We start from the raw sequence: 21,738 nt of genomic DNA, 5'->3' as shown, positions 1-21,738 counted from the left end.
CAAGCTGGTCAGGCGGCCTGCGTGGCGGCCCGGAGCCAGGTGTCAGCGGCCGGAGCGACCCGCCGCGTGGTCGCCACCGCGGCCGCCGCGGAAGCCGCCGCCGCGCGAGCCGCCACGGCTGTCGGGACGGCCTTCGGCGCGGAACGGCTCACCGCTGCGGAACGGCTCACGCCGCTCGCCGCCACGGTAGCCGCCACCGGCGGGACGGTCGCCGCGGAACGCCTCGCGGTCGCCCGCAGGACGGTCGCCGCGGTAACCGGCGCCACCGGAACGGTCCGAGCGGTACTGGCCGCCCCCACCGGCGGTGCCGCCGCGCTCGCCGCCACGGCTGTCGTCGCCGTAGGAGCGCTCGCGGGACTGGCCCTCGCCACCGTGGGCCGGACGGTCACGGAACCGGCGCGGGCCGCGGGAACCGCCGCCGCCGTTGCCGAAGCCACGACGCTCACGCTGCTTGGCGGCCGGAGCCGAGGGCTCCCAGACCGGGATCGACTCGCCGCTGGGCTGGCTCGCACCGGCGATCTCCGCGAGGCGCGGGTGCCCGGGAGTGGCCTTGAGGCGGAAGGGCTTGATGCCCGCCCGGCGGGTCATCGCGTCGGTGGAGCGGCGCTCGTTGGGGAGCACCAGCGTCATGACGGTGCCCTTCTCCCCGGCGCGGGCGGTACGGCCACCACGGTGCAGGTAGCTCTTGTGGTCCTGCGGCGGGTCGACGTGCAGCACGAGGCTGATGTTGTCGACGTGGATGCCGCGAGCCGCGACGTCGGTGCAGACCAGGACGTTGATCGCACCTTCCTTGAACTCGGCGAGGATGCGGGTGCGCTGGTTCTGGCGCTTGCCGCCGTGCAGGCCGCCCGCCTTGATGCCGACCTGGGCGAGCTGCTTGCACAGCCGGTCGACTCCGTGCTGGGTGCGCACGAAGATGATGGTGCGGCCCTCGCGGTTGGCGATCTCGGCGGTCACCGGGAACTTGTCGTCGCGGTGCACCTCGACCACGTGGTGCTCCATGGTGTCGACCGAGGAGGCGGCCGGGGCCATCGAGTGGGTCACCGGGTTGGTGAGGAAGCGGCGGACGAGCTTGTCGACGTCACCGTCGAGGGTGGCGGAGAACAGCAGGCGCTGGCTGTCGCCCGGGGTCTGCTGCAGGATCGCGCTGACGACCGGGAAGAAGCCGAGGTCGCACATGTGGTCGGCCTCGTCCAGGATGGTCACCTGGACCTCGTCCAGCGTGCACTCGCCCTGCTGGATCAGGTCGGTCAACCGGCCCGGGGTGGCCACCACGACTTCGACGCCACGGCGCAGCGCCTCGATCTGACGGCCCATCGACATGCCGCCGACGACGGTCTTCATCCGCAGGGACAGACCGCGGCCGAGCGGCTCGAGCGCGTCGGTCACCTGCATGGCCAGCTCACGGGTCGGCACGAGGATGACGGCGAGGGGACGGCCGGGGCGGGCCTTGCTCCCGGCGATGCGGGTCATCATCGGCAGGCCGAAGGCCAGAGTCTTGCCGGAGCCGGTCTGGCCGCGGCCGAGAACGTCATGACCGGCGAGGATGTCGGGGATCGTAGCCCGCTGGATGGGGAAGGGGCTGTCGATGCCCTGGCGGGAAAGCCCGGTCACCAGCGGCTTCGGCAGGCCGAGGAGAATGAACTCGGACGGCCCGGCGGGAACCTCGGGAAGAACGGTGATTTCGGGCAGGGCAGCGTCAAGCATGGTCACGAAGGTTCGTGCCTTTCGATAGAAGAACGGGGCACGTCACTTCTGCGAAAGGACGAGCCTGGAGCGCGTGGCGTGAGGCCACACTGAATCAACACCCACTTCGGGGCGGTAGTGCGGTGCAAGTCGAGGCGCACCGCACGGGGCGGGTCTAGCTTACCCGCACGCAGTCAAACCACGATCAAGCATACCCGGCGTTCGCAGTGCCAGGTCGGTCCGGGGCGTCCGGCATTACGTGGACGCTTGCCCGTTGTCAGAGCCAACGCTCCGAGCCGGGCTTTTCTTCCCGGCATCGGGCATCCTCTCACACAATTCGGTACGGCCCGCACCCCGGGAGGTGCGAGCCGTAACAAAAGGGGTGTCAGACGTTGAAACCAAGCATGCGCAACTGCTCGCGCCCCTCGTCAGTGATCTTGTCCGGTCCCCACGGCGGGAGCCAGACCCAATTGATCTTCACGTCGGAGACCATGCCGTCCAGAGCGGAGTGCGCCTGGTCTTCGATGACGTCGGTGAGCGGGCAGGCCGCGCTGGTCAGCGTCATGTCAATGGTCGCGATCGGCGGGCTGCCCGCCTCCGCGGCGTCGAGGTTGACCCCGTAGATCAGACCGAGGTCGACGACGTTGATCCCGAGTTCGGGGTCCACGACGTCCTTGAGGGCCTCCATGACCTCGTCAAGGGTCGTCTCCCCGTCATACGCCGCCGTCGGCGTCTCAACAGGCTTGCTCATGTGGAACTCCTCACAACCGCGTCCTTGTATGCCATCCAGGCCAGCAGGGCGCACTTCACCCGAGCCGGGAACTTGGAGACCCCGGCGAACGCCACCGCGTCCCCGAGCACGTCCTCGTCCGCCTCGACCTGTCCCCTGCTCTGCATGAGCCGGGTGAACTCCTCCACCACGGCGAGGGTCTCGTCCACCGTCGAGCCGGCGGTCAGCTCGTACAGCACCGAGGCGGCGGCCTGGCTGATGGAGCAGCCCTGGCCGTCGTAGGAGACGTCCTCGACCTTGCCGCCGTCACCCAGCTTCACCCGCATGGTGATCTCGTCGCCGCACGTCGGGTTCACGTGGTGGACCTCGGCGTCGTACGGGTCGCGCAGTCCCCGTCCCTGGGGATGCTTGTAGTGCTCCAGGATCAGCTCCTGGTACATGGACTCGGCGATCATCTCAACTGCTCCGGCATGGCTAGGCGAACACCTTCTGCACGTGGTGGAGGCCGCGGACCAGGGCGTCGATCTCGGCCGGTGTGTTGTAAAGGTAGAAGGACGCCCGCGTGGTGGCGGGGATCCCGAACCTCAGGTGCAGCGGGCGGGCGCAGTGATGGCCCACGCGCACTGCCACACCGAAGTTGTCATCCAGGATCTGCCCAACGTCGTGCGGGTGAATCCCCTCCAGGGTGAACGACACCGTACCGCCCCGCGCGTCGAGGTCCGCCGGACCGATCACCCGGAGACCGGGGAGCTCTCCCAGCGCGCCCAGCGCGTATCCGGTGAGCTCGCGCTCGTGACGGGCGATCTCGTCCATCCCGATCGCGGACAGATAGTCCACCGCGGCGCCGAGACCGACGGCCTCGACGATCGGCGGGGTGCCCGCCTCGAACTTGTGCGGCGCGGGTGCGTAGGTCGAGCGGTCCATCCAGACCGCCTCGATCATCTCTCCGCCGCCCATGAACGGGGGCATGGCCTCAAGCAGCTCCGCCCGGCCCCACAGCGCGCCGATCCCGGAGGGACCGACGACCTTGTGCCCGGTGAAGGCGATGAAGTCCACGCCGAGCGCGGCGACGTCCACCTGCTGGTGGGGCACCGACTGCGAGGCGTCCAGCATCACCAGGGCCCCGACCTGGCGGGACCTGGCGAGCACCTGCCCGACCGGGTTGACCGTGCCGAGCACGTTGGACTGGTGCACGATCGAAACGATCTTCGTCCGCTCGGTGACCAGCTCTTCGAGGTTCGACAGGTCCAGCCGGCCCTCGTCGGTGACCGAGAACCACTTCAGCGTGGCGCCGGTGCGCTGCGCGAGCAGCTGCCACGGCACGATGTTGGAGTGGTGCTCCATCTCGGAGATGACGATCTCGTCGCCCGGCCCCATCCGGAACCTAGGGTCGTCGTTGGTGCGGTTGCCGAAGGCGTAGGCCACCAGGTTGAGCGCCTCGGAGGCGTTCTTGGTGAAGACGATCTCGTCGCGGCTCGGCGCGCCGACGAAGGCGGCGACCTTGTCGCGGGCCGTCTCGTACGCCTCGGTGGACTCGGCCCCCAGCGCGTGCATGGCGCGGCCGACGTTGGCGTAGTGCATGGCCATGTGCTCGCGCATGACCTCGACCACCTGGGTGGGCTTCTGGGCGGAGTTGGCCGAGTCGAGGTAGACCAGCGGCCGGCCGCCGGACAGCTCGCGGGAGAGGACCGGGAAGTCCTTCCTGATCCTCTCCACGTCAAAGCCCGCGTTCATCAGGCCGATGCCTTCGTGTAGGCCTCGTAACCCTCGGCCTCGAGCTTGTCGGCGAGCTCGGGACCGCCCTGCTCCACGATCCGCCCGGCCGCGAAGACGTGGACGAAGTCCGGCTTCACGTAGCGCAGGATGCGGGTGTAGTGGGTGATGAGCAGGACGCCGGTGTCACCGGAGGACCGGAAGCGGTTGACGCCCTCGGAGACCACGCGCAGCGCGTCGACGTCCAGGCCGGAGTCGGTCTCGTCGAGCACGGCGATCTTCGGCTTGAGCAGCTCGAGCTGGAGGATCTCGTGGCGCTTCTTCTCACCGCCGGAGAAACCCTCGTTCAGGTTGCGCTGCGCGAAGGCGGCGTCGATGGACAGGGCGTCCATGCCGGACTTCAGGTCCTTGGCGAACTCACGGAGCTTGGGGGCCTCGCCGCGCACGGAGGTGACCGCCGAGCGCAGGAAGTTGGAGACGCTGACGCCGGGGACCTCGACGGGGTACTGCATGGCGAGGAACAGGCCGGCGCGGGCGCGCTCGTCGACCGACAGCTCCAGCAGGTCGACGCCGTCCAGCAGGACCTGGCCGCCGGTGACGGTGTACTTCGGGTGGCCGGCGATCGCGTAGGCGAGCGTGGACTTACCCGAACCGTTGGGGCCCATGATGGCGTGGGTCTCACCGGCCCGGACGGTCAGGTTGACGCCGCGCAGGATTTCCTTGTCCCCGACGGCGACGTGCAGGTCACGGATCTCCAGGGTGGATCCCGAGCGGACTCGGCTCGAATCAGACACTGTTATGACTCCTTCGAGAGCGAGACGAGAACGTCATCGCCGTCGATCTTGACGTGGTAGACGGGGACGGGCTTGGTGGCGGGCGGGCCGGTGGGCTTGCCGGAGCGCAGGTCGAAGCACGAGCCGTGCAGCCAGCACTCCAGGGTCTCGTCGTAGATCTCGCCCTCGCTGAGTTTCACCTCGGCGTGTGAGCAGACGTCGTGCAGGGCGAAGACCTCGGTGCCCCGGCGGACCAGGGCGACCGGGGTCTCCCCCACCTCCAGGCCGATGACGCCGTCATCGGGGATGTCGCTGAGCTTGCAGACCTTCTCGAACGTCACTTTTCGAGCTCCGCCTCTAGCTTGGCGAGCACCCGCTCACGCAGTTCGGGAAGCTCGATCTTCTCCAGCAGCTGCGCGAAGAAGCCCCGGATGACCAGGCGGCGCGCGTCGTCGAACGGGATGCCACGGGCCTGGAGGTAGAAGATGTGCTCGTCGTCCAGCCGGCCCGAGGCGCTGGCGTGACCCGCTCCGGCGACCTCGCCGGTGAGGATCTCCAGGTTCGGCACCGAGTCGGCGCGGGCGCCGTCGGTGAGCAGGAGGTTGCGGTTGAGCTCGTAGGTGTCGGTGCCCTCGGCCTCGACCCGGATGATGACGTCGCCGATCCAGACCGCGTGGGCGTCCTGCCCCTGCAGCGCACCCTTGTAGGTGACGTTGCTCTTGCAGTTCGGCTGGGAGTGGTCCACCAGCAGGCGGTGCTCCAGGTGCTGGCCGGCGTCCACGAAGTAGAGGCCGGTCAGTTCGGCGTCGCCGCCGGGACCGCCGTAGGAGACCGACGGCGAGAGCCGTACCAGGTCGCCGCCGAGGGTGACCACGAAGCTGCGGAAGGTCGCGTCCTTGCCGAGCAGGGCGTGGTGGTGGGAGACGTGCACGGCGTCGTCGGCCCAGTCCTGCAGGCTGACGACCTTGAGCGTGGCGCCCTCGCCCACGACGAACTCGACGTTGTCGGCGTAGGTCGCGCTGCCCTGGTGGTCCAGGACGAAGACCGCCTCGGCCATCGGCTCCAGCGTGATCAGGGTGTGGCCGTAGGCGGCGCCCTCGCCGGAGCCGGTGAAGGTGATCACGGTCGGCTTGGAGGCGACGGCCTCACGGGGCACCGTGAGGACGGTGGCCTTCTCGAAGGCGGAGTAGGCCTGGGCGCTGACCCGGTCGGCGGGCACATAGGACCTGCCGAGCCGCTGGTCGTCGCGGCCCACGGTCTCCACCGTGACCTCGGGGGCCGCGTCGACGTGGACCAGCACGCCGCCGGCCGCGACGGCGGCGTCGTGCAGGCCCTTCAGGCGTGACAGGGGGGTGAACCGCCACTCCTCCTCGCGTCCGTTCGGGACCGGGAAGTCCGCCACGTCGTAGGAGGACTTCTCGTGGAGGGTCGACAGGGGCTTGGTTTCGAGACCCATCAGCCGACGGCTCCTTCCATCTGCAGCTCGATCAGGCGGTTCAGTTCGAGGGCGTACTCCATCGGGAGCTCGCGCGCGATCGGCTCGACGAAGCCGCGCACGATCATCGCCATCGCCTCGTCCTCGTTCAGACCGCGGCTCATCAGGTAGAAGAGCTGGTCGTCGGAGACCTTGGAGACCGTGGCCTCGTGTCCCATGGAGACGTCGTCCTCGCGCACGTCCACGTAGGGGTAGGTGTCGGAACGGCTGATCTGGTCGACCAGCAGCGCGTCGCACTTGACGGTGCTGGCGCTGCCGTGCGCGCCCTCCTCGATCTGGACCAGACCGCGGTAGGAGGTGCGGCCGCCGCCACGGGCGACGGACTTGGAGATCACGGTGGAGCTGGTGTTCGGCGCGAGGTGCACCATCTTGGCGCCGGCGTCCTGGTGCTGGCCCTCACCCGCGAAGGCGACGCTCAGCGTCTCGCCCTTGGCGTGCTCGCCCATCAGGTAGACGGCCGGGTACTTCATGGTGACCTTGGAGCCGATGTTGCCGTCGACCCACTCCATGGTCGCGCCCTCGTAGGCGACGGCGCGCTTGGTGACCAGGTTGTAGACGTTGTTCGACCAGTTCTGGATGGTCGTGTAACGGCAGCGGGCGCCCTTCTTCACGATGATCTCCACGACCGCGCTGTGCAGCGAGTCGGAGGAGTAGATCGGCGCGGTGCAGCCCTCGACGTAGTGGACGTAGGAGTTCTCGTCCACGATGATCAGGGTCCGCTCGAACTGGCCCATGTTCTCGGTGTTGATCCGGAAGTAGGCCTGCAGCGGGATCTCGACGTTGACGTTCGGCGGCACGTAGATGAAGCTGCCGCCGCTCCAGGTGGCCGTGTTCAGCGCGGCGAACTTGTTGTCGCCGACCGGGATCACGGTGCCGAAGTACTCCTTGAAGAGGTCCTCGTGCTCCTTGAGCGCGGTGTCGGTGTCGACGAAGATGACACCCTTCTCCTCAAGGTCCTCACGGATCTTGTGGTAGACGACCTCGGATTCGTACTGGGCGGCGACGCCGGCGACCAGGCGCTGCTTCTCCGCCTCGGGGATGCCGAGCTTGTCGTAGGTGCTCTTGATGTCGTCGGGCAGGTCGTCCCAGGAGGCGGCCTGCTTCTCGGTGGAGCGCACGAAGTACTTGATGTTGTCGAAGTCGATCCCGCTGAGGTCGGAGCCCCAGTTCGGCATGGGCTTCTTGCCGAACAGGCGCAGGCCCCTCAGGCGGAGGTCCAGCATCCACTCCGGCTCGTTCTTGAGCGCGGAGATGTTACGGACGACTTCCTCGGACAGGCCGCGGCGGGCCGCCGATCCGGCAGCGTCCGAGTCAGCCCAGCCGAACTTATAATTCCCGAGGCCTTCCAGCTCCGGGCGGTCGGTGACAGTCACCTTCCGGTCTCCTTGCTCGATGCGTCATCGATCGTTTGTTGCCTTATGGATGGTCGCGCCTGCTCGGGTGCCCACTCGCTCGCCTCTCGCTCTCCCGGCTCGACCGCTCTGTGCGGGCTCACGTGGGTGGTGCACACTCCGTCGCCGTGGGCGATGGTCGCGAGCCGCTGCACCGGGGTGCCGAGGATCTGCGCGAACGCCTCCGTCTCGGCCTCGCAGAGCTGCGGAAACTCCGCGGCCACGTGCGCGACCGGACAGTGGTGCTGACACAACTGCTCGCCGCCGAGGCTGGCCTTGCTCGCCGAGGCCGCGTAGCCGTCGGCCGACAGGGCCTCGGCCAGCACACGGACCCGCTGGTCGGCGGGGACCTTGCTCATCTCCGGCCGCAGCCGGCCGACGAGGCCGGACACCTGCGACCGGGCGAACTCCGCCACCGCGTCCTCGCCCACGCGCTCGGCGAGGAACCGCAGCGCGTTTCCCGCGAGCCCGTCGTAGGCGTGCTCGAAGGCGCTGCGCCCGGCGTCGGTTATGGCGAACAACTTCGCCGGCCGTCCTCTTCCCCGCTGACCGCGGGGCCGGGCCGTACGGGGCTCGATCATCCCCTCGGCCAGCAGCGCGTCCAGATGGCGGCGGACCGCGGCCGGGGTGAGGCCGAGCCGTTCGCCGAGGGCGGCGGCGGTGATGGGACCGTGCTCCATGATGAGCCGGGCGACACGCGCACGCGTGCCGCGCTCGGCGGACCCGCCGGAGGGCCGCGCGATGGCGGTCTCCGACGTGCCTGTCATCTGGCTCACGTATTTCACAACATCAGTGTGGCGTAATTACTTCCCAGCTGACAAACCTGTGGCCGACTCGCCAGGATGCAATTTGTCACGCAGGCAAGCCTTACCTAACTCGGAGAGTCACCGTTCGGGCTCCTCCGCAGGCCGACGAAGGCGGCGAAGGCGGCGAGGGTGAGCCCGGTCAGGACGGTGGCCATCGGCAGCGCGGAGCCCTCACCGCCCAGCCCGACCAGCGGGGCCGAGACCGCGCCGATGGCGAACTGCAGCACGCCGGTCAGCGCCGAGGCGCTCCCGGCCACCTGCTGGGGCTGGCCGGCCAGGGCGAGCGCGCCGGTGCCCGGCAGGACGAACCCGGCCCCGCACATCATCACGAACAGCGCGGCGACCAGCGCGGCGAGGGGCAGCGCCAGGAGCGCGGTGGCCAGCAGCAGACCGGCTCCGACCAGTGAGAGGGACAGGCCGACGAGGATCAGCCGCGCGGGAGCCACCCTGCGTCCGGCGAGGCGGCCGCCGATCTGCGCGGTGACGGTCAGGCCGAGCGCGTTCAGCGCGAACACCAGGGAGAAGGTCTGCGGCGAGGCGCCGTACACCTGCTGGAGCACGAACGGCGAGCCGGAGATGTAGGCGAACATGCCGCCGAAGCCGAGTCCGCCGGCCAGCGCGCTGGCCATGAAGGACCGGTTGCGGAGCAGGTGCCCGAAGGTGACGAGGGTGTGCCGGAGTCCTCCGCCCTCGCGCCGGTCCCGGGGAAGGGTCTCGCGCACCCCGGACAGGGCGGCGGCCAGCAGCAGGAGCCCGGCGACGCTCAGCGATACGAAAACGCCGCGCCAGGAGGTGTGGTTGAGCAGCTGCGCGCCCGCGATCGGGGCCAGGATCGGGGCGAGACCGCTGACGAGCATGAGGGTGGCGAAGATGCGGGCGATGGCCGCCCCCTCGTACAGGTCGCGGACGACCGCGCGGACGATCACCAGCGCGGCGCCGCCCGCGATCCCCTGGAGCAGACGGAAGCCGACCAGTCCGTAGACCGAGGGCGAGAAGGCGCACAGCAGCGAGGCCACGGCGTAGGCGGCGATGCCGACCAGCAGCGGCGTCCGCCGGCCGCGCACGTCGCTGAGCGGGCCTGCGATCACCTGCCCGACGGAGACACCGATCAGGCAGGCGGTCAGGGTGAGCTGCACCTGAGCCTGACTCGTGCCCATCTCCCCGGCGATGGCGGGCAGCGCGGGCAGGTACATGTCGATCGAGAGCGGGCCGATCGCGGACAGCGCGCCCAGAATGAGCAGCAGCAGCCCTCTGCGCCGCGCGACCGGCGCGATCTCCGGCACGGCGACAGCCACGGTCATATCAAGATCCTCTTTTCCCTCACCGGCCACGACAGGCCCGTCAGGGCCAGCGATCTCAACCCATGACCAGGTCAACCGAATTCCCAAATTCGGGAAATTTCACAAAAAAATGTTTAAATCTGATTTTGGCGACATGGGATGGCTTGGGCCACCCGATGGGAGGCCGATGCCCTCGGCGGGATCCGTCCGCGGCCCTCCACCGGACATGAGGGAGCTCCAACCGGCAGGTCCGCCAACGTGACCGGCCGGTACAGTCCCTAAACTCGTGGCCATGGAATCCCCAGCCGTCGAGATCGTCGACCTGGTCAAGAGATACGGCCGGACGACGGCGATCGACGGCCTCACGCTCAGTGCCGCCCGTGGCGCGGTCACCGCGCTCCTCGGTCCCAACGGCGCGGGCAAGACCTCGACCATCGAGATATGCGAGGGATTCCGCCGGGCCGACGGCGGCACCGTGAACGTGCTCGGACTCCCCCCCTCCCGCCCGGAGCTGCGGGCGAGGGTCGGGGTGATGCTCCAGTCGGGGGGTGTGCCTCCGGCGACGCGCTGCGGGGAGTGGCTGCGCCTGATGGCCCGCTTCCACGTCAACGCGCTGGACCCGGCGGTGCTGATGGAGCGGCTCGGGCTGACCGAGCACGCCCGCACGCCCTACCGCAGGCTCTCCGGCGGCCAGCAGCAGCGCGTGTCACTGGCCGCGGCCGTCATCGGCCGCCCCGAGCTGGTCTTCCTTGACGAGCCCACCGCGGGTCTGGACCCCCAGGCCCGGCACGCGTGCTGGGAGCTGGTGGGCGACCTGCGGAGCTGCGGGGTCTCGGTGGTGCTCACCACCCACCACATGGACGAGGCGGAGAAGCTCTCCGACCGGGTCGTGATCATCGATCACGGCACGGTGGTGGCCGAGGGCACCCCCTCCTCGCTCACCGGCGCCGAACGGCAGTTGCGCTTCCGCGCCCGTCCCGGACTCACCCTGGACGAACTGCTCACCGCGTTGCCCGCCGGCAGCACGGCCAAGGAGTCTCCCTCGGGGCACTACATCATCGAGGGACAGGTGGGCCCCGAACTGCTGGCGACCGTGACCGCCTGGTGCGCCGCCGAGGGCGTCACCGCCGACGATCTCAGCATCGAGCGCCGCACCCTGGAAGACGTCTTCCTGGAGCTGACCGGCCGGGAGCTCCGATGACCCTTCACCGAGTACGGCCCGCGCCCGACCGCAGGAGAGCACCGTGACGACCCTGGACCTCACCCCCGCCCCGGGGGCCGCGCCGCTGCGCCGCATGGTGCTGGCGCAGACGGGCGCGGAGATCCGGGCGATGCTCCGCAACGGCGAGCAGCTCCTGCTCACGATGATCATCCCGGTGCTGCTGCTCGTCGGATTCTCGGCGGCGCCGCTGGTGGACGTCGGCGGCGGCTCCCGGGTGGACTTCGTCACCCCCGGTGTGCTCGCGCTGGCCGTGATGTCCACGGCCTTCACCGGGCAGGCCATCGCGACCGGGTTCGAGCGCCGCTACGGCGTGCTGAAGCGGCTGGGCGCGACCCCGCTGTCCCGGACCGGGCTGATGCTGGCCAAGACGCTCGCGGTGATCGCCGTGGAGATCATCCAGGTGGTCGTCATCAGCGGGGTGGCGGCCGTCCTGGGCTGGCGGCCGGCGGGCTCCCCACTGGCCGCGCTCCTGCTGATCCTGCTGGGCACCGCCGCGTTCAGCGGGCTCGGCCTGCTGATGGCGGGCACCCTGCGGGCCGAGGCCACCCTCGCCGCGGCCAATCTGGTCTTCCTGATCATGCTCGGCTGCGGTGGCGTGATCTTCCCCCTGTCGAAGTTCCCCGGCTCGGTGCAGCCGGTGCTCGAACTGCTGCCGATCTCCGCCCTGGCCGGCGGGCTCCGCTCGGTGCTGAGCGAAGGAAGCGGCCTGCCGCTGGCCGCCGCAGCGATCCTGGCGGTATGGGCGGTGCTCTCGCTCCTGCTCACCTCCCGGACGTTCCGCTGGGAGTGACCGGGAATCTTGACATTCCCGGAGCGATCATTGCTCGAAGATCGACCAGGCAATGATCAAGGTCATTTAGCATCTCCCGGGTGATCATTACCGAAACGCGATCTCCACGCGCGTCGGCGACACGACAAACGGGGCAGATCTGGCCGGCTATGGCCGTGGGACTTGCTGCGACGATTGTCGCCGTTGTCGGCTCATGGACGGTGTCCCAGTCATCGGACGAGATGGCCACCCTCAGCGCGGCCCGCCGGGGCGCGGCGGGACTCTGGGAACTGGCGCAGCACATCGACGGGCACTTCCTGCCCTATTACGCCTTCATGCACCTGTGGCTGGAGTTCGGCCAGGCCGAGTGGTGGCTGCGGCTGCCCTCGGCGATTGCGACAGGAGTCGCGGCCACGCTCGTCGCCGACCTGGGGAGACGCCTGCACTCCCGGCCCGCCGGGATGACCGCGGCCACCGTCTACGTGTTCCTGCCGTCGGTCTCCTACCACGGGCAGAACGTCCGGTCCTACGCCTTAGCGGCCGCGATGGCGGTCCTGGCCACCTGGGCGCTGTACCGGCTGGTCGAGGAGCCGGAGTGGCGCGGGGGCCGGTGGAAGTACGCCGCGGCCGTCGCACTGCTCGGCTGTACGCAGGTGTTCGCCCTGCTCGTCCTGGCCGCCCACCTGCTCGCCGTCACCCTGCACCGCAGAGGCGCCCTGGGACGGATACTGCCCGGCATGGCCCTCGGATGCGTTCCGGGAGCCGTCTGGGCGGTGGTGGGCTTCAACGAGCGGCACGCGATCAGCTGGATAAAACTGCCCGAGCCGACGGTCTTCCTGGCCCTGCCCAAGATGGCCGGGGGCACCGCGCCCGCGGGTGGGATCCTGCTCGTTCTCGCCCTGGCCGGCCTGCTGCTCGCCCGGCGGCACCATGTCCACCGGCTCTGGACCACGCTCCTGGCCGGCTGGGCCGTCCTGCCGCCCGTCCTGCTGTTCGGCCTGTCCCACCTGGTCTCCCCGGTCTACGTCGACCGCTACCTGTTCGCGACGGTGCCGGCCTACGCCCTGCTGGCCGGGCTCGCGCTCGCCTCGATGTCCCCCCTGCTCGTCGCGCTCGCCCTGACGGCCGCCCTGGCCGCCGGGCTGCCCGGGCAACTGGACGTCCGCCGCGAGGACGGGCACCACGAGAACTTCCCCCGCGCGGTGCGGATCATCTCGGACGCCGCCCTCCCCGGTGACGCGATCATGTACAACGGGTCGTGGCTGCGGACCGGAATGCTCTACTACGGCGGGCGGAGCCTCCCCGACGACGTGCTGCTCGCCGGCGCCGATCCCCGGCCGGACTCCTTCAACTACCCGGAGCGCACCGACGTCACCGCCGTCCTCGACGGGCGCGAGCGGGTCTGGGTGCTCTGGCGCGGGAACGGCGGGAGCGCGAGCTCGGGAAGCGACCGGCCCGGCGCGCTGGTCCGGGCGGGGTTCACCCGGGACCGGTCATGGCAGGTGGGACGGATGCCCGGCATGACCGTGGCGCTCTACACCCGGCAGGCCGGCCTCGCACCGGACTCCGCGGCCGATCTCGCATCGCGGACGCCGCACCGGCGACCGCACCCGAATCGGTAAGGTGTGAAGGATCCCGTGGCACCTGACCCGAGGAACCTCATGACTTCCTCCCCGCGGCTGAAGCCTGGGGTCTCCACGCTCAAGGAGATTCGATGACCGCCCAATCCCTGCATGGGCCCGCGGAGCCGTACAAGCCGGGCCTGCCCAGGCCGGGAGCGCTGCTGCGGGCGGCCTCCGATGCCATCCCGCCGTCCGGGCTGGTGCTGCTGGCCATCCTGTCGGTCCAGGTGGGCGCCGGTTTCGCCAAGGACCTGTTCTCCCAGTTGCCGCCGAGCGCGGTGGTGTTCCTGCGGATCGCGATGGGCGCGCTCGTCATGGGTGTGGTGGCCCGGCCGCGGCTGAAGGGGCTGACCCGCCTGGACGTCGGGCTGGGAGCGGCGTTCGGCGTGACGCTGGGTGTGATGAACCTGTCGTTCTACGAGGCGCTGGCCCGGCTGCCCATGGGCATCGCGGTGGCGATCGAGTTCCTCGGCCCGCTCGGAGTGGCGGTGGCCGCCTCGCGCCGCCGCCTTGACCTGCTCTGGGTCGGGCTGGCCGCCTCCGGCGTGGTGCTGCTGGCCCCGTGGGGGGCGACGGGGTCGCGGATCAGCTGGGCCGGCATCGCTTTCGCGCTGGTCGCGGCGGTCTGCTGGGCGGGCTACATCCTGCTGTCGGCGGCCGTGGGCCAGCGTTTCCCCGGCACGACCGGCCTGTCCTTCGCCATGATCGTGTCGTTCCTGCTGATCGCCCCCGTGGGGATCGGTACGGGCGGCGCCGATCTGCTCCAGCCCGAACTGATGCTGATCGGGCTGGGGGTGGGCCTGCTGTCGTCGGTCATCCCCTATTCGATCGAACTGGAGGCTCTGCGCAGGATGCCGAAGCAGGTGTTCGGCATCCTGATGAGCCTGGAGCCCGCGGTGGCCGCGCTGGTCGGCCTGCTGGTGCTGGGCGAGGTGCTCCAGGTGCGTGAATGGGCCGCCATCGGCTGCGTGGTCGTCGCCAGCGTGGGCGCGACCCGCAGCTCCCGCTGAAGGGGGCCTATTCCGGCTTGCTGGCCCAGATGCCCCGCACGTGCTGGATGTGGTTGCGCATCAGCCGCTCGGATCCGCCGGTGTCGCCCGCGGAGAGCAGGTCGAGCAGGTCGAGGTGCTCTCGTGCGGAGTCGACCAGGCCACCGCGCTCGTAGAGGGCGGCCAGACCGTACAGACGGGCCCGTTTGCGCAGGTCGCGCACCACGTCCACCAGGTGCCCGTTGCCCGCCAGCGCCAGCAGGTCCACGTGGAAGCGGATGTCGGCGTCCACGTAGGCGAGCAGGTCGCCGTGCTCGGCGGCTGCGACGATCTGCTGGGCCACCGGGCGCAGCAGATCGAAGCTCTCCGCACGGGCCGTGTCGGCCAGCCGCGCCACCGTGGGCACCTCGATGAGCCGGCGGATCTCGGTGAGTTCGTCCAGGTCGCGGTCGGACAGCTCGGTGACCCGGAAGCCCTTGTTGCGCACCGCCTCGACCAGGCCCTCCTTGGCCAGGTCGAGCATCGCCTCACGCACCGGGGTCGCCGAGACGCCGAACTGGGCGGCCAGCGCGGGCGCCGAATAGATCACCCCCGCCCGCATCTCACCGGTGATCAGGGCGGCCCGCAGCGCGTGGGCCACCTGCTCCCGCAGGCTCTGCCGCTCACCCACGACCGGCAGGTCGAGCCGGTCCTCCGCCGAAGGGGCCATTCCCTCGCCTCTCATCTCGCTCGCGTCCACGCCTCGTAGGCGGCGGCAGCCACCACCAGGTCTTCCCACGCCATACCAACGCTCTTGAACACCCGGGGCCCCGGAGCGCGGGGCACGGCGCCGGCGACCAGCTCACCAAGGTTGCCGACGAGATGACCGACGGTGATCGTACCGTTCCGCAACGGGATGATCAGGTCGCCCGCCTCGGCGAGAGCGGCCCCGCGAGCCTCGACGACCACCGTGGCGCGTGCGACGAGATCATCGTCGATCTCCCTGGCATCCGGCTCGTGAGAGCCGACCGCGATCACGGTCGCGTCATCCCGGGTGAGCCTACCGTTGAACAGGGGAGTTCTGGAGGTCGTACAGCAGGCGATCAGATCGGCATCGCCGGGCTCGGTCGCCGCGTCGGCCCGGAGCCCCTCGGCGGCGCACCGGGCGGCGAAAGCGCGCGCCTTCGCCGCGTCCCTGGCGATCACACTCACCCGCCGCACCGGCCGGACCGCGCGGAAGGCCTCCACGTGCCCCCACGCCTGCGGCCCCGTGCCGAACACCGCCATCGTCGAGGCGCCGGGCTCGGCCAGATGCCGTACGGCCAGCGCGGAGACCGCGGGGGTGCGCAGCGAGGTGAGCGCGACACCGTCCATCACGGCCAGCGGAGCCAGGCTCTCCCCGTCCATCAGCAGGTAGGCGCCCTGGATCCGCGGCAGGCCGCGCGAGGGGTTGGCGGGCGCCACCCCGGCTATCTTGATCCCGGCGTAGCGGCCCCACGCGGCGGGCATCAGCAGCAACTGCCCGGCGGGGACCTCCACGACGGGCCGCTGCGGGGTGTCCTCGGGGTCGAGTCCGTCGCGCAGCGCGTCCTGGAGCACCTGTACGGCCCGCGCCATCGGCACCAGCTCGCGCAGGGCTTCCCCGTCCAGGTAGGGCGGCGTGCTCATCGCAGCGTGAACCCGGTGCCGAGGGGGTCGCGCGGGTCCAGGGCGAACCGGTGCTCTCCGGTGCGGTAGGCCATGCCCTCCACCTCGGGGACGACCCCTTCCTCGGTCACCTCGGCCACCCGGGCGCGGAAGGAGGTCCCCACGATGCTTTCGTGGTGGAGCGTGCCGGTGAAGCCGTCGGCGTGCAGCAGGGCCAGCCGGGCGGCCGTGCCCGAGCCGCAGGGCGAGCGGTCCACCTCGCCGTCGGCGAAGACCGTGACGTTGCGCTGGTGCCCGGGGCCCAGCTCGTCGTAGAAGACGACGCCGTAGATCCCGGAGAGCCGGTCGTCGCCCGGATGCCAGGAGGCGGGGTGACCGGCCAGGGCCGCCTTCACCGCCCGGCCGAGCGCGATCAGCTCGGTGAGGTGCTCGGGCGCCACGCTCAGCCCGAACGCCGCGGCCGGAACGGAGGCGTAGATGGCTCCGCCGTAGGAGACGTCGGCCCTGATCCCGGTGAGCGGGCCGGAACCGGTGCCCGCAAAGGACGGGCCAGTCCCGGCGAGCGGGCCCAGCTCGACGTCCCGTGCGAGCACGTAGGACGGCACGTTCCGGAAGGTGACGGCCTCGACCCGGCCCGCCGCACAGCGGACCCGGGCCGTCACCCTGCCGGACGGGACGTCCACGACGACGTCGGTCTCCCCTTCCGGATCGGCCTTGACCAGCCCGCTGTCCACGGCGTGGACACCGAGCGCGATGGTGCCGTGGCCGCAGGCGGTGGAGTAGCCGTCCTTGTGCCAGAACAGCACGCCGAGGTCGGCCCCCGCGTCGTCCGGCGGCACCAGGAAGCAGCCGTACATGTCGGCGTGCCCGCGCGGCTCGTGGCAGAGCAGCCGCCGCACACCGTCGATCTCCGGGGCTCTCGCCGACTCACGGCGTTCGAGCACCGTGCCGCCGGGGATGTCGGGCACACCGGCGGTGACGATCCGGAACGGCTCACCGCCGGTGTGGTAGTCGATCGTGTGAATCATCTTTCCCCGTTCCGTCAGACTCCGCCGAGGTACGCCTCGACCACCCGGGCGTCCTCGCGCAGCTCGGCGGCCGGGCCGTCCAGCACGCACTCGCCGTTCTCGATGACGTAGCCGCGGTGAGCGATCTTGAGTGCGGCGGTGGCGTTCTGCTCGACGAGCAGCACCGAGGTGCCCTCGGCGTTGATGTCGGCGATCAGCTCCATCACCGAGGCGACCACCAGCGGGGCCAGGCCCATGGAGGGCTCGTCGAGCAGCAGCAGCCGGGGCCCGGTGACCAGCGCCCGGCCGATGGCGAGCATCTGCTGCTCGCCACCGGACAGCGTGCCGCCCTGCTGGGCGCGCCGCTCGGCCAGCCGGGGCAGCAGCTCGTAGACGCGCTGGATCCGCTTGCGGATCTCGGCCTGGTCGCGGACCAGGTAGCCGCCGAGCTGCAGGTTCTCGTGCACGGTGAGGGTGCTGAAAACCTTGCGGCCCTCGGGGACGTGCACCAGGCCCCGTGCGGTGATCTTGTGGGGTCTGTCCCTGGTGACGTCGTGCCCGTCGAAGACGACCTTGCCGGCGGTGGGCCGCACCAGACCGGAGACCGCCGACAGCGTGGTGGTCTTGCCCGCGCCGTTGTTGCCCAGCAGGGCGACGATCTCTCCCGGCGCGATGGCCAGTGACAGGCCGCGCAGGGCGTGCACGCCGCCGTAGTGGACATCCAGTCCGTCGATCTCAAGCATGGGCGTCGCTCCCGAGGTAGGCCTCGATGACGGCCGGGTTCCGGCGGACGTCCTCCGGGGGGCCGTCGGCGATCTCCTTGCCGAAGTTGAGCACGACCACGCGTTCGGAGACCTCCATGACCAGGCCCATGTCGTGTTCGATGAGCACGATCGCCACACCCAGCGCCTGGATCCGCCGGATCAGGTCGAGCATCTCGGTCTTCTCGCCGTGGTTGAGCCCGGCGGCGGGCTCGTCCAGCAGCAGCAGGTCGGGGCGGCGGGCCAGGGCCCTGGCGATCTCGGTGAGGCGCTGCTCGCCGTAGGGCAGGTTGCGGGCCTCGCTGTAGCGGTCGCCGCGCAGGCCGACGAAGTCCAGCCAGTGGTGGGCCTGCTCGGTGCACTCGCGTTCCGAGCGGCGGTAGCGGGGGGTGTGCAGCAGGGAGTCCAGGACGCTCTGCTTGAGCCACAGGTGCGATCCGGCGCGCACGTTGTCCAGCACCGACAGTTCGCCGAACAGGCGCAGGTTCTGGAAGGTGCGCGCGACGCCGAGTCCGGCGATGGCGGACGGTCTCAGGCCCGGCAGGTCCTTGCCCCGCAGGGTGATCCGGCCCGAGGTGGGGCGGTAGAAGCCGGTGACGCAGTTGAAGGCCGACGTCTTGCCCGCGCCGTTGGGCCCGATGACGGAGACGATCTCCGCCTCGTCCACCGAGAACGTGAGCCCGTCGATGGCCAGCAGTCCGCCGAAGGACAGGTGGAGATCCTCCACACTCAGCAGGCTCACGAGACCTCCTTGGAACGGGCGGGCCAGAGCCCCTGCGGGCGCAGGAGCATGACGGCGATGAGGAGGACGCCGAAGATGAAGAACCGGTAGTCGGCGAGGTCGCGCAGGAACTCCGGCAGGAGGCTGATCACGACGGCGCCGATGACGACGCCGGGGATCGAGCCCATGCCGCCCAGCACCACCGCCATCAGGACCAGCGCGGACTGCAGGAAGGTGAAGCTGCCCGGGGAGATGGCCGAAAGCTGCGCGGCGAACAGGACCCCGGCCAGACCGCCCCAGACGGCGCCCGCGATGTAGGCGGCGAGCTTGACCCGGTAGGTGTGCACGCCCATGGCCTCGGCCGCGTCCTCGTCCTCGCGGACGAACCGCCAGGCCCGGCCCAGCCGGGAGCGGCCCAGCCTGGCCGCGCCGAGGACGGCGAGGGAGACGACCACCACGGTCAGGTAGTAGAAGATCACCGGGCTGTCGGTCAGATGCGGGATGCCGTAGATGCCCGACGGGCCCCCGGTGACGTCCAGGTTGTTCGCGGTGATCCGGATGATCTCGCCGAAGCCGAGGGTCACGATGGCGAGGTAGTCGCTGCGCAGCCGCAGGGTCGGCGCGCCGATGATGATCCCGGCGACGACCGTGACCACGATGACGGCGGGCACGGTGACCAGCAGCGGCAGGTCGAAGCGGGTGGACAGCACCCCGCTGGTGTACGCGCCGACCGCGAAGAAGGCGACGTAGCCCAGGTCGAGCAGGCCGCAGTAGCCGACCACGATGTTCAGCCCGGCGGCGAGCATCACGAAGATGGCCGCGCTGGTCATGACCGACAGCGCGTACGGCGTGGCGTTGACGAACGGCGCCAGCAGGGCGAGCAGCAGCCCGGCGATCCCGGCCCATCTGTTCTGCAGCAGTTTCGACGCCCGGGTGGGCGGCTTGTCCGTGCCTACCCGGCGGGCCTTGGTCGTTTCGGTCATACCCGCTCCGTCACTCGCTCGCCGAGCAGGCCGGTGGGCCGCACGGTCAGGAACAGGATCAGCACCCCGAAGGCGAAGACGTCGCGCCATTCACCGCCCAGCCAGTACGTGCCGAACGACTCCAGCAGCCCGAGCAGCAGCCCGCCGAGCATCGTGCCCGGGATGTTGCCGATGCCACCGATGACGGCCGCGGTGAAGGCCTTGAGCCCGATCAGGAAGCCCATCAGGAAGTCGATCTTCCCGTAGTAGGCCCCCGCCATCACCCCGGCGGCCCCGGCGAGGGCCGAACCGAGGAAGAAGGTCCGGGAGATCACCGCGTTGACGTCGATGCCCATCAGCGAGCTGGTGCTCGGGTCGAGTGCGATGGCCCGCATGGCCCGGCCCTCGCGGGTCCGGGTGATCAGCAGGTTGAGTCCGAACATCAGGACCACGGCCACCCCGACCAGCACGAGCTGCTGGAGGGTCAGCCTGGCGCCGAGCACCTCGACCGAGGTACCGCCGAGGCGGACCGGATAGACCCGCGGGTCGGCTCCGGCGGCGGCGCGCATGCCGTACTCCAGGGCGAAGGACGCGCCGACCGCGGTGATGAGCAGGGAGAGCCGGGGCGCGCGGCGCAACGGCCGGTAGGCGATCCGCTCCAGTGCCACCCCGGCCAGGCCGGTGAGGACCATGGTCGCCAGGAGCACCACGAGCAGCAGGGGAAGGGCCATCGAGGCGGACACGCCACCGACCGCGCCGAGGACGGCGAAGCCGATGAACGCGCCGATCATGTACAGGTCGCCGTGGGCGAAGTTGAGCAGTTTGATGATCCCGTAGACCATGCTGTAGCCCAGCGCGACCAGGGCGTAGAACGAGCCGACGAACAGGCCGTTCCAGACGAGCTGTGTCATTTGAGAGAGTCCTGCAAGGTGATCTTGCCATCCTTGACGACGAGGATCTGGAAGCCGCCGCTCGACAGGGTGTGCTCGGGGGTGAACTTCAGCGGCCCGGAGAACATCGAGAAGCCGTCCATCGCCTCGAGTGCGGCGATGACCTTGGCTCCGTCGGTGCCGCCCGCCTTGGCGACCGCCTCGGCGGCCAGCCGCACCGCGTCGTAGGCCTGGTTGGAGTAGGGGCCGGGCTCGGCGTTGTACTTCTTCTTGTAGGCCGCCACCCAGCCCTCGGCGCCTTCCAGCGTCTCGGGGGTCTGGGTCATCGTGGCGTAGACGCCCTCGGCGGCCTCGGCACCGGCGATCTCGACCAGCTTGGGCGAGACCGAGCCGTCACCGACCATGATGGAGCCCTTGTATCCGGCCTGGCGGAGCTGGCGGGCGATCAGGCCGCCCTCCTGGAAGTAGCCGGTCCAGTAGACGAAGTCGGGCTTCTTGGCCAGCACGTTGGTGATGTTGGCGCTGTAGTCGCTCTCCTTGGGCGTGACCGTCTCGACGAGGACGGCCTCGGCCCCGCCGGGGGCGTCGAGCAACGCCTTGGTGCGTAGCGCGATGTCCTTGGAGTAGCTGGTGTTGTCGTGCATCAGCACGGCGCTCTTGGCGCCCTGCTTGGTGATCCACTTCTCGGCCGCGGCGGCCTGCTGGGAGCCGGTGCCGTTGATGAGGAAGACGTGCTTGAGCTTCTGGTCGACCAGTTCCTGGGAGTTGGCCGCCGGAATGATCATCGGGATGTTGGCCTTGCCGAAAATCGGCAAAGTGGGCAACGTCGCTCCGGAGCAGTATCCTCCGACCGAGACATCCACGCCCTCGGTGACCAGCTTGTTGGCTCCGGCCGCCGCCGACTGGGCGTCACAGGCGTCGTCAGCGGTCTTCAGCTCCAGCTTGCGGCCGAGGATCCCGCCCTTGGCGTTGATCTCGTCGAGCGCGAGCTGCGCCGCGTTGCTCATATAGGGACCGATGGCGGCCTCGCTGCCCGACTGGGGGATCAGCATGCCGAGGACGATCGGGTCGTCTGCCTTGGCGGCCTCGCCGCCGTCGCCGCCGAGCAGGCCCTGACCACATCCGGTGACCAGGAGGCCGACAACGGCCAGCGACGCGAAGGACTTAAGGGGGATGGCACGCATCTGCGGCTCCTCACAGCTAATGATATGTGACATTGCATTAGCTTGGTAATGCTCACGTCAAGAGGTGCGACAAGATCGTTAGGGTTCGCACACCTTTTCTTTGCCAAATGT

The 21,738-nt window shown here is 70.0% G+C and carries 22 protein-coding genes; 4 read left to right on the top strand and 18 right to left on the bottom strand.

The features are described 5' to 3' along the window. Positions 1-42: 42 nt before the first annotated feature. The 10 genes from OHA77_RS37240 to OHA77_RS37195 all read right to left on the bottom strand — a co-directional run bounded on the left by OHA77_RS37240 (position 43) and on the right by OHA77_RS37195 (position 9,895). Positions 43-1,707: a DEAD/DEAH box helicase gene (locus tag OHA77_RS37240; protein ID WP_406313882.1), complete on the bottom strand. Its 1,665-nt coding sequence runs from the start codon at positions 1,705-1,707 to the stop codon at positions 43-45. A gap of 364 nt (positions 1,708-2,071) precedes the next feature. Next, positions 2,072-2,437, bottom strand: a complete 366-nt coding sequence (locus tag OHA77_RS37235; RefSeq protein WP_326823517.1) for a metal-sulfur cluster assembly factor — start codon at positions 2,435-2,437, stop codon at positions 2,072-2,074. Continuing rightward, positions 2,434-2,871 (bottom strand): Fe-S cluster assembly sulfur transfer protein SufU, encoded by a 438-nt coding sequence (sufU, locus tag OHA77_RS37230; RefSeq protein WP_184758207.1) that lies wholly within the window; start codon positions 2,869-2,871, stop codon positions 2,434-2,436. Before sufU ends, OHA77_RS37235 begins: the two co-directional genes overlap by 4 nt. Positions 2,872-2,890: 19 nt before the next feature. Further along, positions 2,891-4,150 (bottom strand): cysteine desulfurase, encoded by a 1,260-nt coding sequence (locus OHA77_RS37225; RefSeq protein ID WP_326823519.1) that lies wholly within the window; start codon positions 4,148-4,150, stop codon positions 2,891-2,893. Continuing rightward, positions 4,150-4,923, bottom strand: a complete 774-nt coding sequence (gene sufC, locus OHA77_RS37220) for a Fe-S cluster assembly ATPase SufC (protein WP_184758209.1) — start codon at positions 4,921-4,923, stop codon at positions 4,150-4,152. The genes OHA77_RS37225 and sufC overlap by 1 nt, the downstream gene beginning before the upstream one ends. Positions 4,924-4,925: 2 nt before the next feature. Next, on the bottom strand, positions 4,926-5,243 hold the full coding sequence (locus tag OHA77_RS37215; protein WP_326823520.1) for a non-heme iron oxygenase ferredoxin subunit: 318 nt from the start codon (positions 5,241-5,243) through the stop codon (positions 4,926-4,928). Beyond that, positions 5,240-6,358, bottom strand: a complete 1,119-nt coding sequence (sufD, locus tag OHA77_RS37210; RefSeq protein WP_406313881.1) for a Fe-S cluster assembly protein SufD — start codon at positions 6,356-6,358, stop codon at positions 5,240-5,242. The genes OHA77_RS37215 and sufD overlap by 4 nt, the downstream gene beginning before the upstream one ends. Continuing rightward, positions 6,358-7,770 carry a Fe-S cluster assembly protein SufB gene (gene sufB / locus OHA77_RS37205; protein ID WP_326823522.1) on the bottom strand — a complete coding sequence of 471 codons (1,413 nt, stop codon included), beginning with the start codon at positions 7,768-7,770 and terminating at the stop codon, positions 6,358-6,360. Before sufB ends, sufD begins: the two co-directional genes overlap by 1 nt. Beyond that, a complete protein-coding gene (locus tag OHA77_RS37200) occupies positions 7,767-8,555 on the bottom strand; it encodes a helix-turn-helix transcriptional regulator (protein WP_406319939.1) in 789 nt (262 codons plus the stop codon). The genes sufB and OHA77_RS37200 overlap by 4 nt, the downstream gene beginning before the upstream one ends. A 104-nt stretch (positions 8,556-8,659) precedes the next feature. Then, on the bottom strand, positions 8,660-9,895 hold the full coding sequence (locus tag OHA77_RS37195; protein ID WP_406313880.1) for a multidrug effflux MFS transporter: 1,236 nt from the start codon (positions 9,893-9,895) through the stop codon (positions 8,660-8,662). A 271-nt stretch (positions 9,896-10,166) separates the two neighbouring features. Here OHA77_RS37195 and OHA77_RS37190 point away from each other — a divergent pair, with 271 nt between their 5' ends. The 4 genes from OHA77_RS37190 (at position 10,167) to OHA77_RS37175 (ending at position 14,497) form a co-directional block, all read left to right on the top strand. Next, positions 10,167-11,075, top strand: coding sequence for an ABC transporter ATP-binding protein (locus OHA77_RS37190; protein WP_406313879.1), 909 nt, complete (start codon positions 10,167-10,169; stop codon positions 11,073-11,075). Between the two features lie 43 nt (positions 11,076-11,118). After that, positions 11,119-11,886 carry an ABC transporter permease gene (locus OHA77_RS37185; RefSeq protein WP_406313878.1) on the top strand — a complete coding sequence of 256 codons (768 nt, stop codon included), beginning with the start codon at positions 11,119-11,121 and terminating at the stop codon, positions 11,884-11,886. Between the two features lie 200 nt (positions 11,887-12,086). Beyond that, positions 12,087-13,487 carry a glycosyltransferase family 39 protein gene (locus OHA77_RS37180; RefSeq protein ID WP_406313877.1) on the top strand — a complete coding sequence of 467 codons (1,401 nt, stop codon included), beginning with the start codon at positions 12,087-12,089 and terminating at the stop codon, positions 13,485-13,487. Positions 13,488-13,579: 92 nt separating this feature from the next. Next, positions 13,580-14,497, top strand: a complete 918-nt coding sequence (locus OHA77_RS37175) for an EamA family transporter (RefSeq protein WP_406313876.1) — start codon at positions 13,580-13,582, stop codon at positions 14,495-14,497. 7 nt (positions 14,498-14,504) lie between these two features. Here OHA77_RS37175 and OHA77_RS37170 read toward each other — a convergent pair whose 3' ends face one another. The 8 genes from OHA77_RS37170 to OHA77_RS37135 are packed head-to-tail and all read right to left on the bottom strand — an operon-like array spanning position 14,505 to position 21,627. Next, a complete protein-coding gene (locus OHA77_RS37170; protein ID WP_406313875.1) occupies positions 14,505-15,185 on the bottom strand; it encodes a GntR family transcriptional regulator in 681 nt (226 codons plus the stop codon). Positions 15,186-15,196: 11 nt separating this feature from the next. Further along, complete coding sequence (locus OHA77_RS37165) at positions 15,197-16,123, bottom strand: ornithine cyclodeaminase family protein (protein ID WP_406313874.1); 927 nt, start codon at positions 16,121-16,123, stop codon at positions 15,197-15,199. Further along, on the bottom strand, positions 16,120-17,130 hold the full coding sequence (locus OHA77_RS37160) for a proline racemase family protein (RefSeq protein ID WP_406313873.1): 1,011 nt from the start codon (positions 17,128-17,130) through the stop codon (positions 16,120-16,122). The genes OHA77_RS37165 and OHA77_RS37160 overlap by 4 nt, the downstream gene beginning before the upstream one ends. 14 nt (positions 17,131-17,144) lie before the next feature. After that, positions 17,145-17,852, bottom strand: coding sequence for an ABC transporter ATP-binding protein (locus OHA77_RS37155; RefSeq protein WP_406313872.1), 708 nt, complete (start codon positions 17,850-17,852; stop codon positions 17,145-17,147). Continuing rightward, positions 17,845-18,612, bottom strand: coding sequence for an ABC transporter ATP-binding protein (locus OHA77_RS37150; protein WP_326823531.1), 768 nt, complete (start codon positions 18,610-18,612; stop codon positions 17,845-17,847). The genes OHA77_RS37155 and OHA77_RS37150 overlap by 8 nt, the downstream gene beginning before the upstream one ends. Next, entirely contained in the window at positions 18,609-19,574 is a 966-nt protein-coding gene (locus tag OHA77_RS37145; RefSeq protein ID WP_326823532.1) for an ABC transporter permease subunit, read from the bottom strand. The genes OHA77_RS37150 and OHA77_RS37145 overlap by 4 nt, the downstream gene beginning before the upstream one ends. Next, positions 19,571-20,464, bottom strand: coding sequence for a branched-chain amino acid ABC transporter permease (locus OHA77_RS37140; RefSeq protein ID WP_326823533.1), 894 nt, complete (start codon positions 20,462-20,464; stop codon positions 19,571-19,573). Before OHA77_RS37140 ends, OHA77_RS37145 begins: the two co-directional genes overlap by 4 nt. Further along, complete coding sequence (locus tag OHA77_RS37135) at positions 20,461-21,627, bottom strand: branched-chain amino acid ABC transporter substrate-binding protein (RefSeq protein ID WP_406313871.1); 1,167 nt, start codon at positions 21,625-21,627, stop codon at positions 20,461-20,463. The genes OHA77_RS37140 and OHA77_RS37135 overlap by 4 nt, the downstream gene beginning before the upstream one ends. Positions 21,628-21,738: the final 111 nt, after the last annotated feature.

Origin of the sequence: Streptosporangium sp. NBC_01639 (assembly GCF_045209755.1) — a bacterium.
Classification (GTDB): domain Bacteria; phylum Actinomycetota; class Actinomycetes; order Streptosporangiales; family Streptosporangiaceae; genus Streptosporangium.
The sequence above is the reverse complement of the archived record's forward strand: the minus strand, read 5'-3'. Positions and strand labels throughout refer to the sequence as shown.

What these genes read in the sequence shown, in the direction of transcription:
- OHA77_RS37155 (WP_406313872.1), bottom strand. Translation starts at nt 17,852, where the DNA reads ATGCTTGAGATCGACGGACTGGATGTCCACTACGGCGGCGTGCACGCC.
- OHA77_RS37170 (WP_406313875.1), bottom strand. Translation starts at nt 15,185, where the DNA reads ATGGCCCCTTCGGCGGAGGACCGGCTCGACCTGCCGGTCGTGGGTGAG.
- sufD (WP_406313881.1), bottom strand. Translation starts at nt 6,358, where the DNA reads ATGGGTCTCGAAACCAAGCCCCTGTCGACCCTCCACGAGAAGTCCTCC.
- OHA77_RS37240 (WP_406313882.1), bottom strand. Translation starts at nt 1,707, where the DNA reads ATGCTTGACGCTGCCCTGCCCGAAATCACCGTTCTTCCCGAGGTTCCC.
- OHA77_RS37140 (WP_326823533.1), bottom strand. Translation starts at nt 20,464, where the DNA reads ATGACACAGCTCGTCTGGAACGGCCTGTTCGTCGGCTCGTTCTACGCC.
- OHA77_RS37225 (WP_326823519.1), bottom strand. Translation starts at nt 4,150, where the DNA reads ATGAACGCGGGCTTTGACGTGGAGAGGATCAGGAAGGACTTCCCGGTC.
- OHA77_RS37165 (WP_406313874.1), bottom strand. Translation starts at nt 16,123, where the DNA reads ATGAGCACGCCGCCCTACCTGGACGGGGAAGCCCTGCGCGAGCTGGTG.
- OHA77_RS37190 (WP_406313879.1), top strand. Translation starts at nt 10,167, where the DNA reads ATGGAATCCCCAGCCGTCGAGATCGTCGACCTGGTCAAGAGATACGGC.
- OHA77_RS37200 (WP_406319939.1), bottom strand. Translation starts at nt 8,555, where the DNA reads ATGACAGGCACGTCGGAGACCGCCATCGCGCGGCCCTCCGGCGGGTCC.
- sufU (WP_184758207.1), bottom strand. Translation starts at nt 2,871, where the DNA reads ATGATCGCCGAGTCCATGTACCAGGAGCTGATCCTGGAGCACTACAAG.
- OHA77_RS37175 (WP_406313876.1), top strand. Translation starts at nt 13,580, where the DNA reads ATGACCGCCCAATCCCTGCATGGGCCCGCGGAGCCGTACAAGCCGGGC.
- OHA77_RS37235 (WP_326823517.1), bottom strand. Translation starts at nt 2,437, where the DNA reads ATGAGCAAGCCTGTTGAGACGCCGACGGCGGCGTATGACGGGGAGACG.
- OHA77_RS37135 (WP_406313871.1), bottom strand. Translation starts at nt 21,627, where the DNA reads ATGCGTGCCATCCCCCTTAAGTCCTTCGCGTCGCTGGCCGTTGTCGGC.
- OHA77_RS37160 (WP_406313873.1), bottom strand. Translation starts at nt 17,130, where the DNA reads ATGATTCACACGATCGACTACCACACCGGCGGTGAGCCGTTCCGGATC.
- OHA77_RS37145 (WP_326823532.1), bottom strand. Translation starts at nt 19,574, where the DNA reads ATGACCGAAACGACCAAGGCCCGCCGGGTAGGCACGGACAAGCCGCCC.
- OHA77_RS37195 (WP_406313880.1), bottom strand. Translation starts at nt 9,895, where the DNA reads ATGACCGTGGCTGTCGCCGTGCCGGAGATCGCGCCGGTCGCGCGGCGC.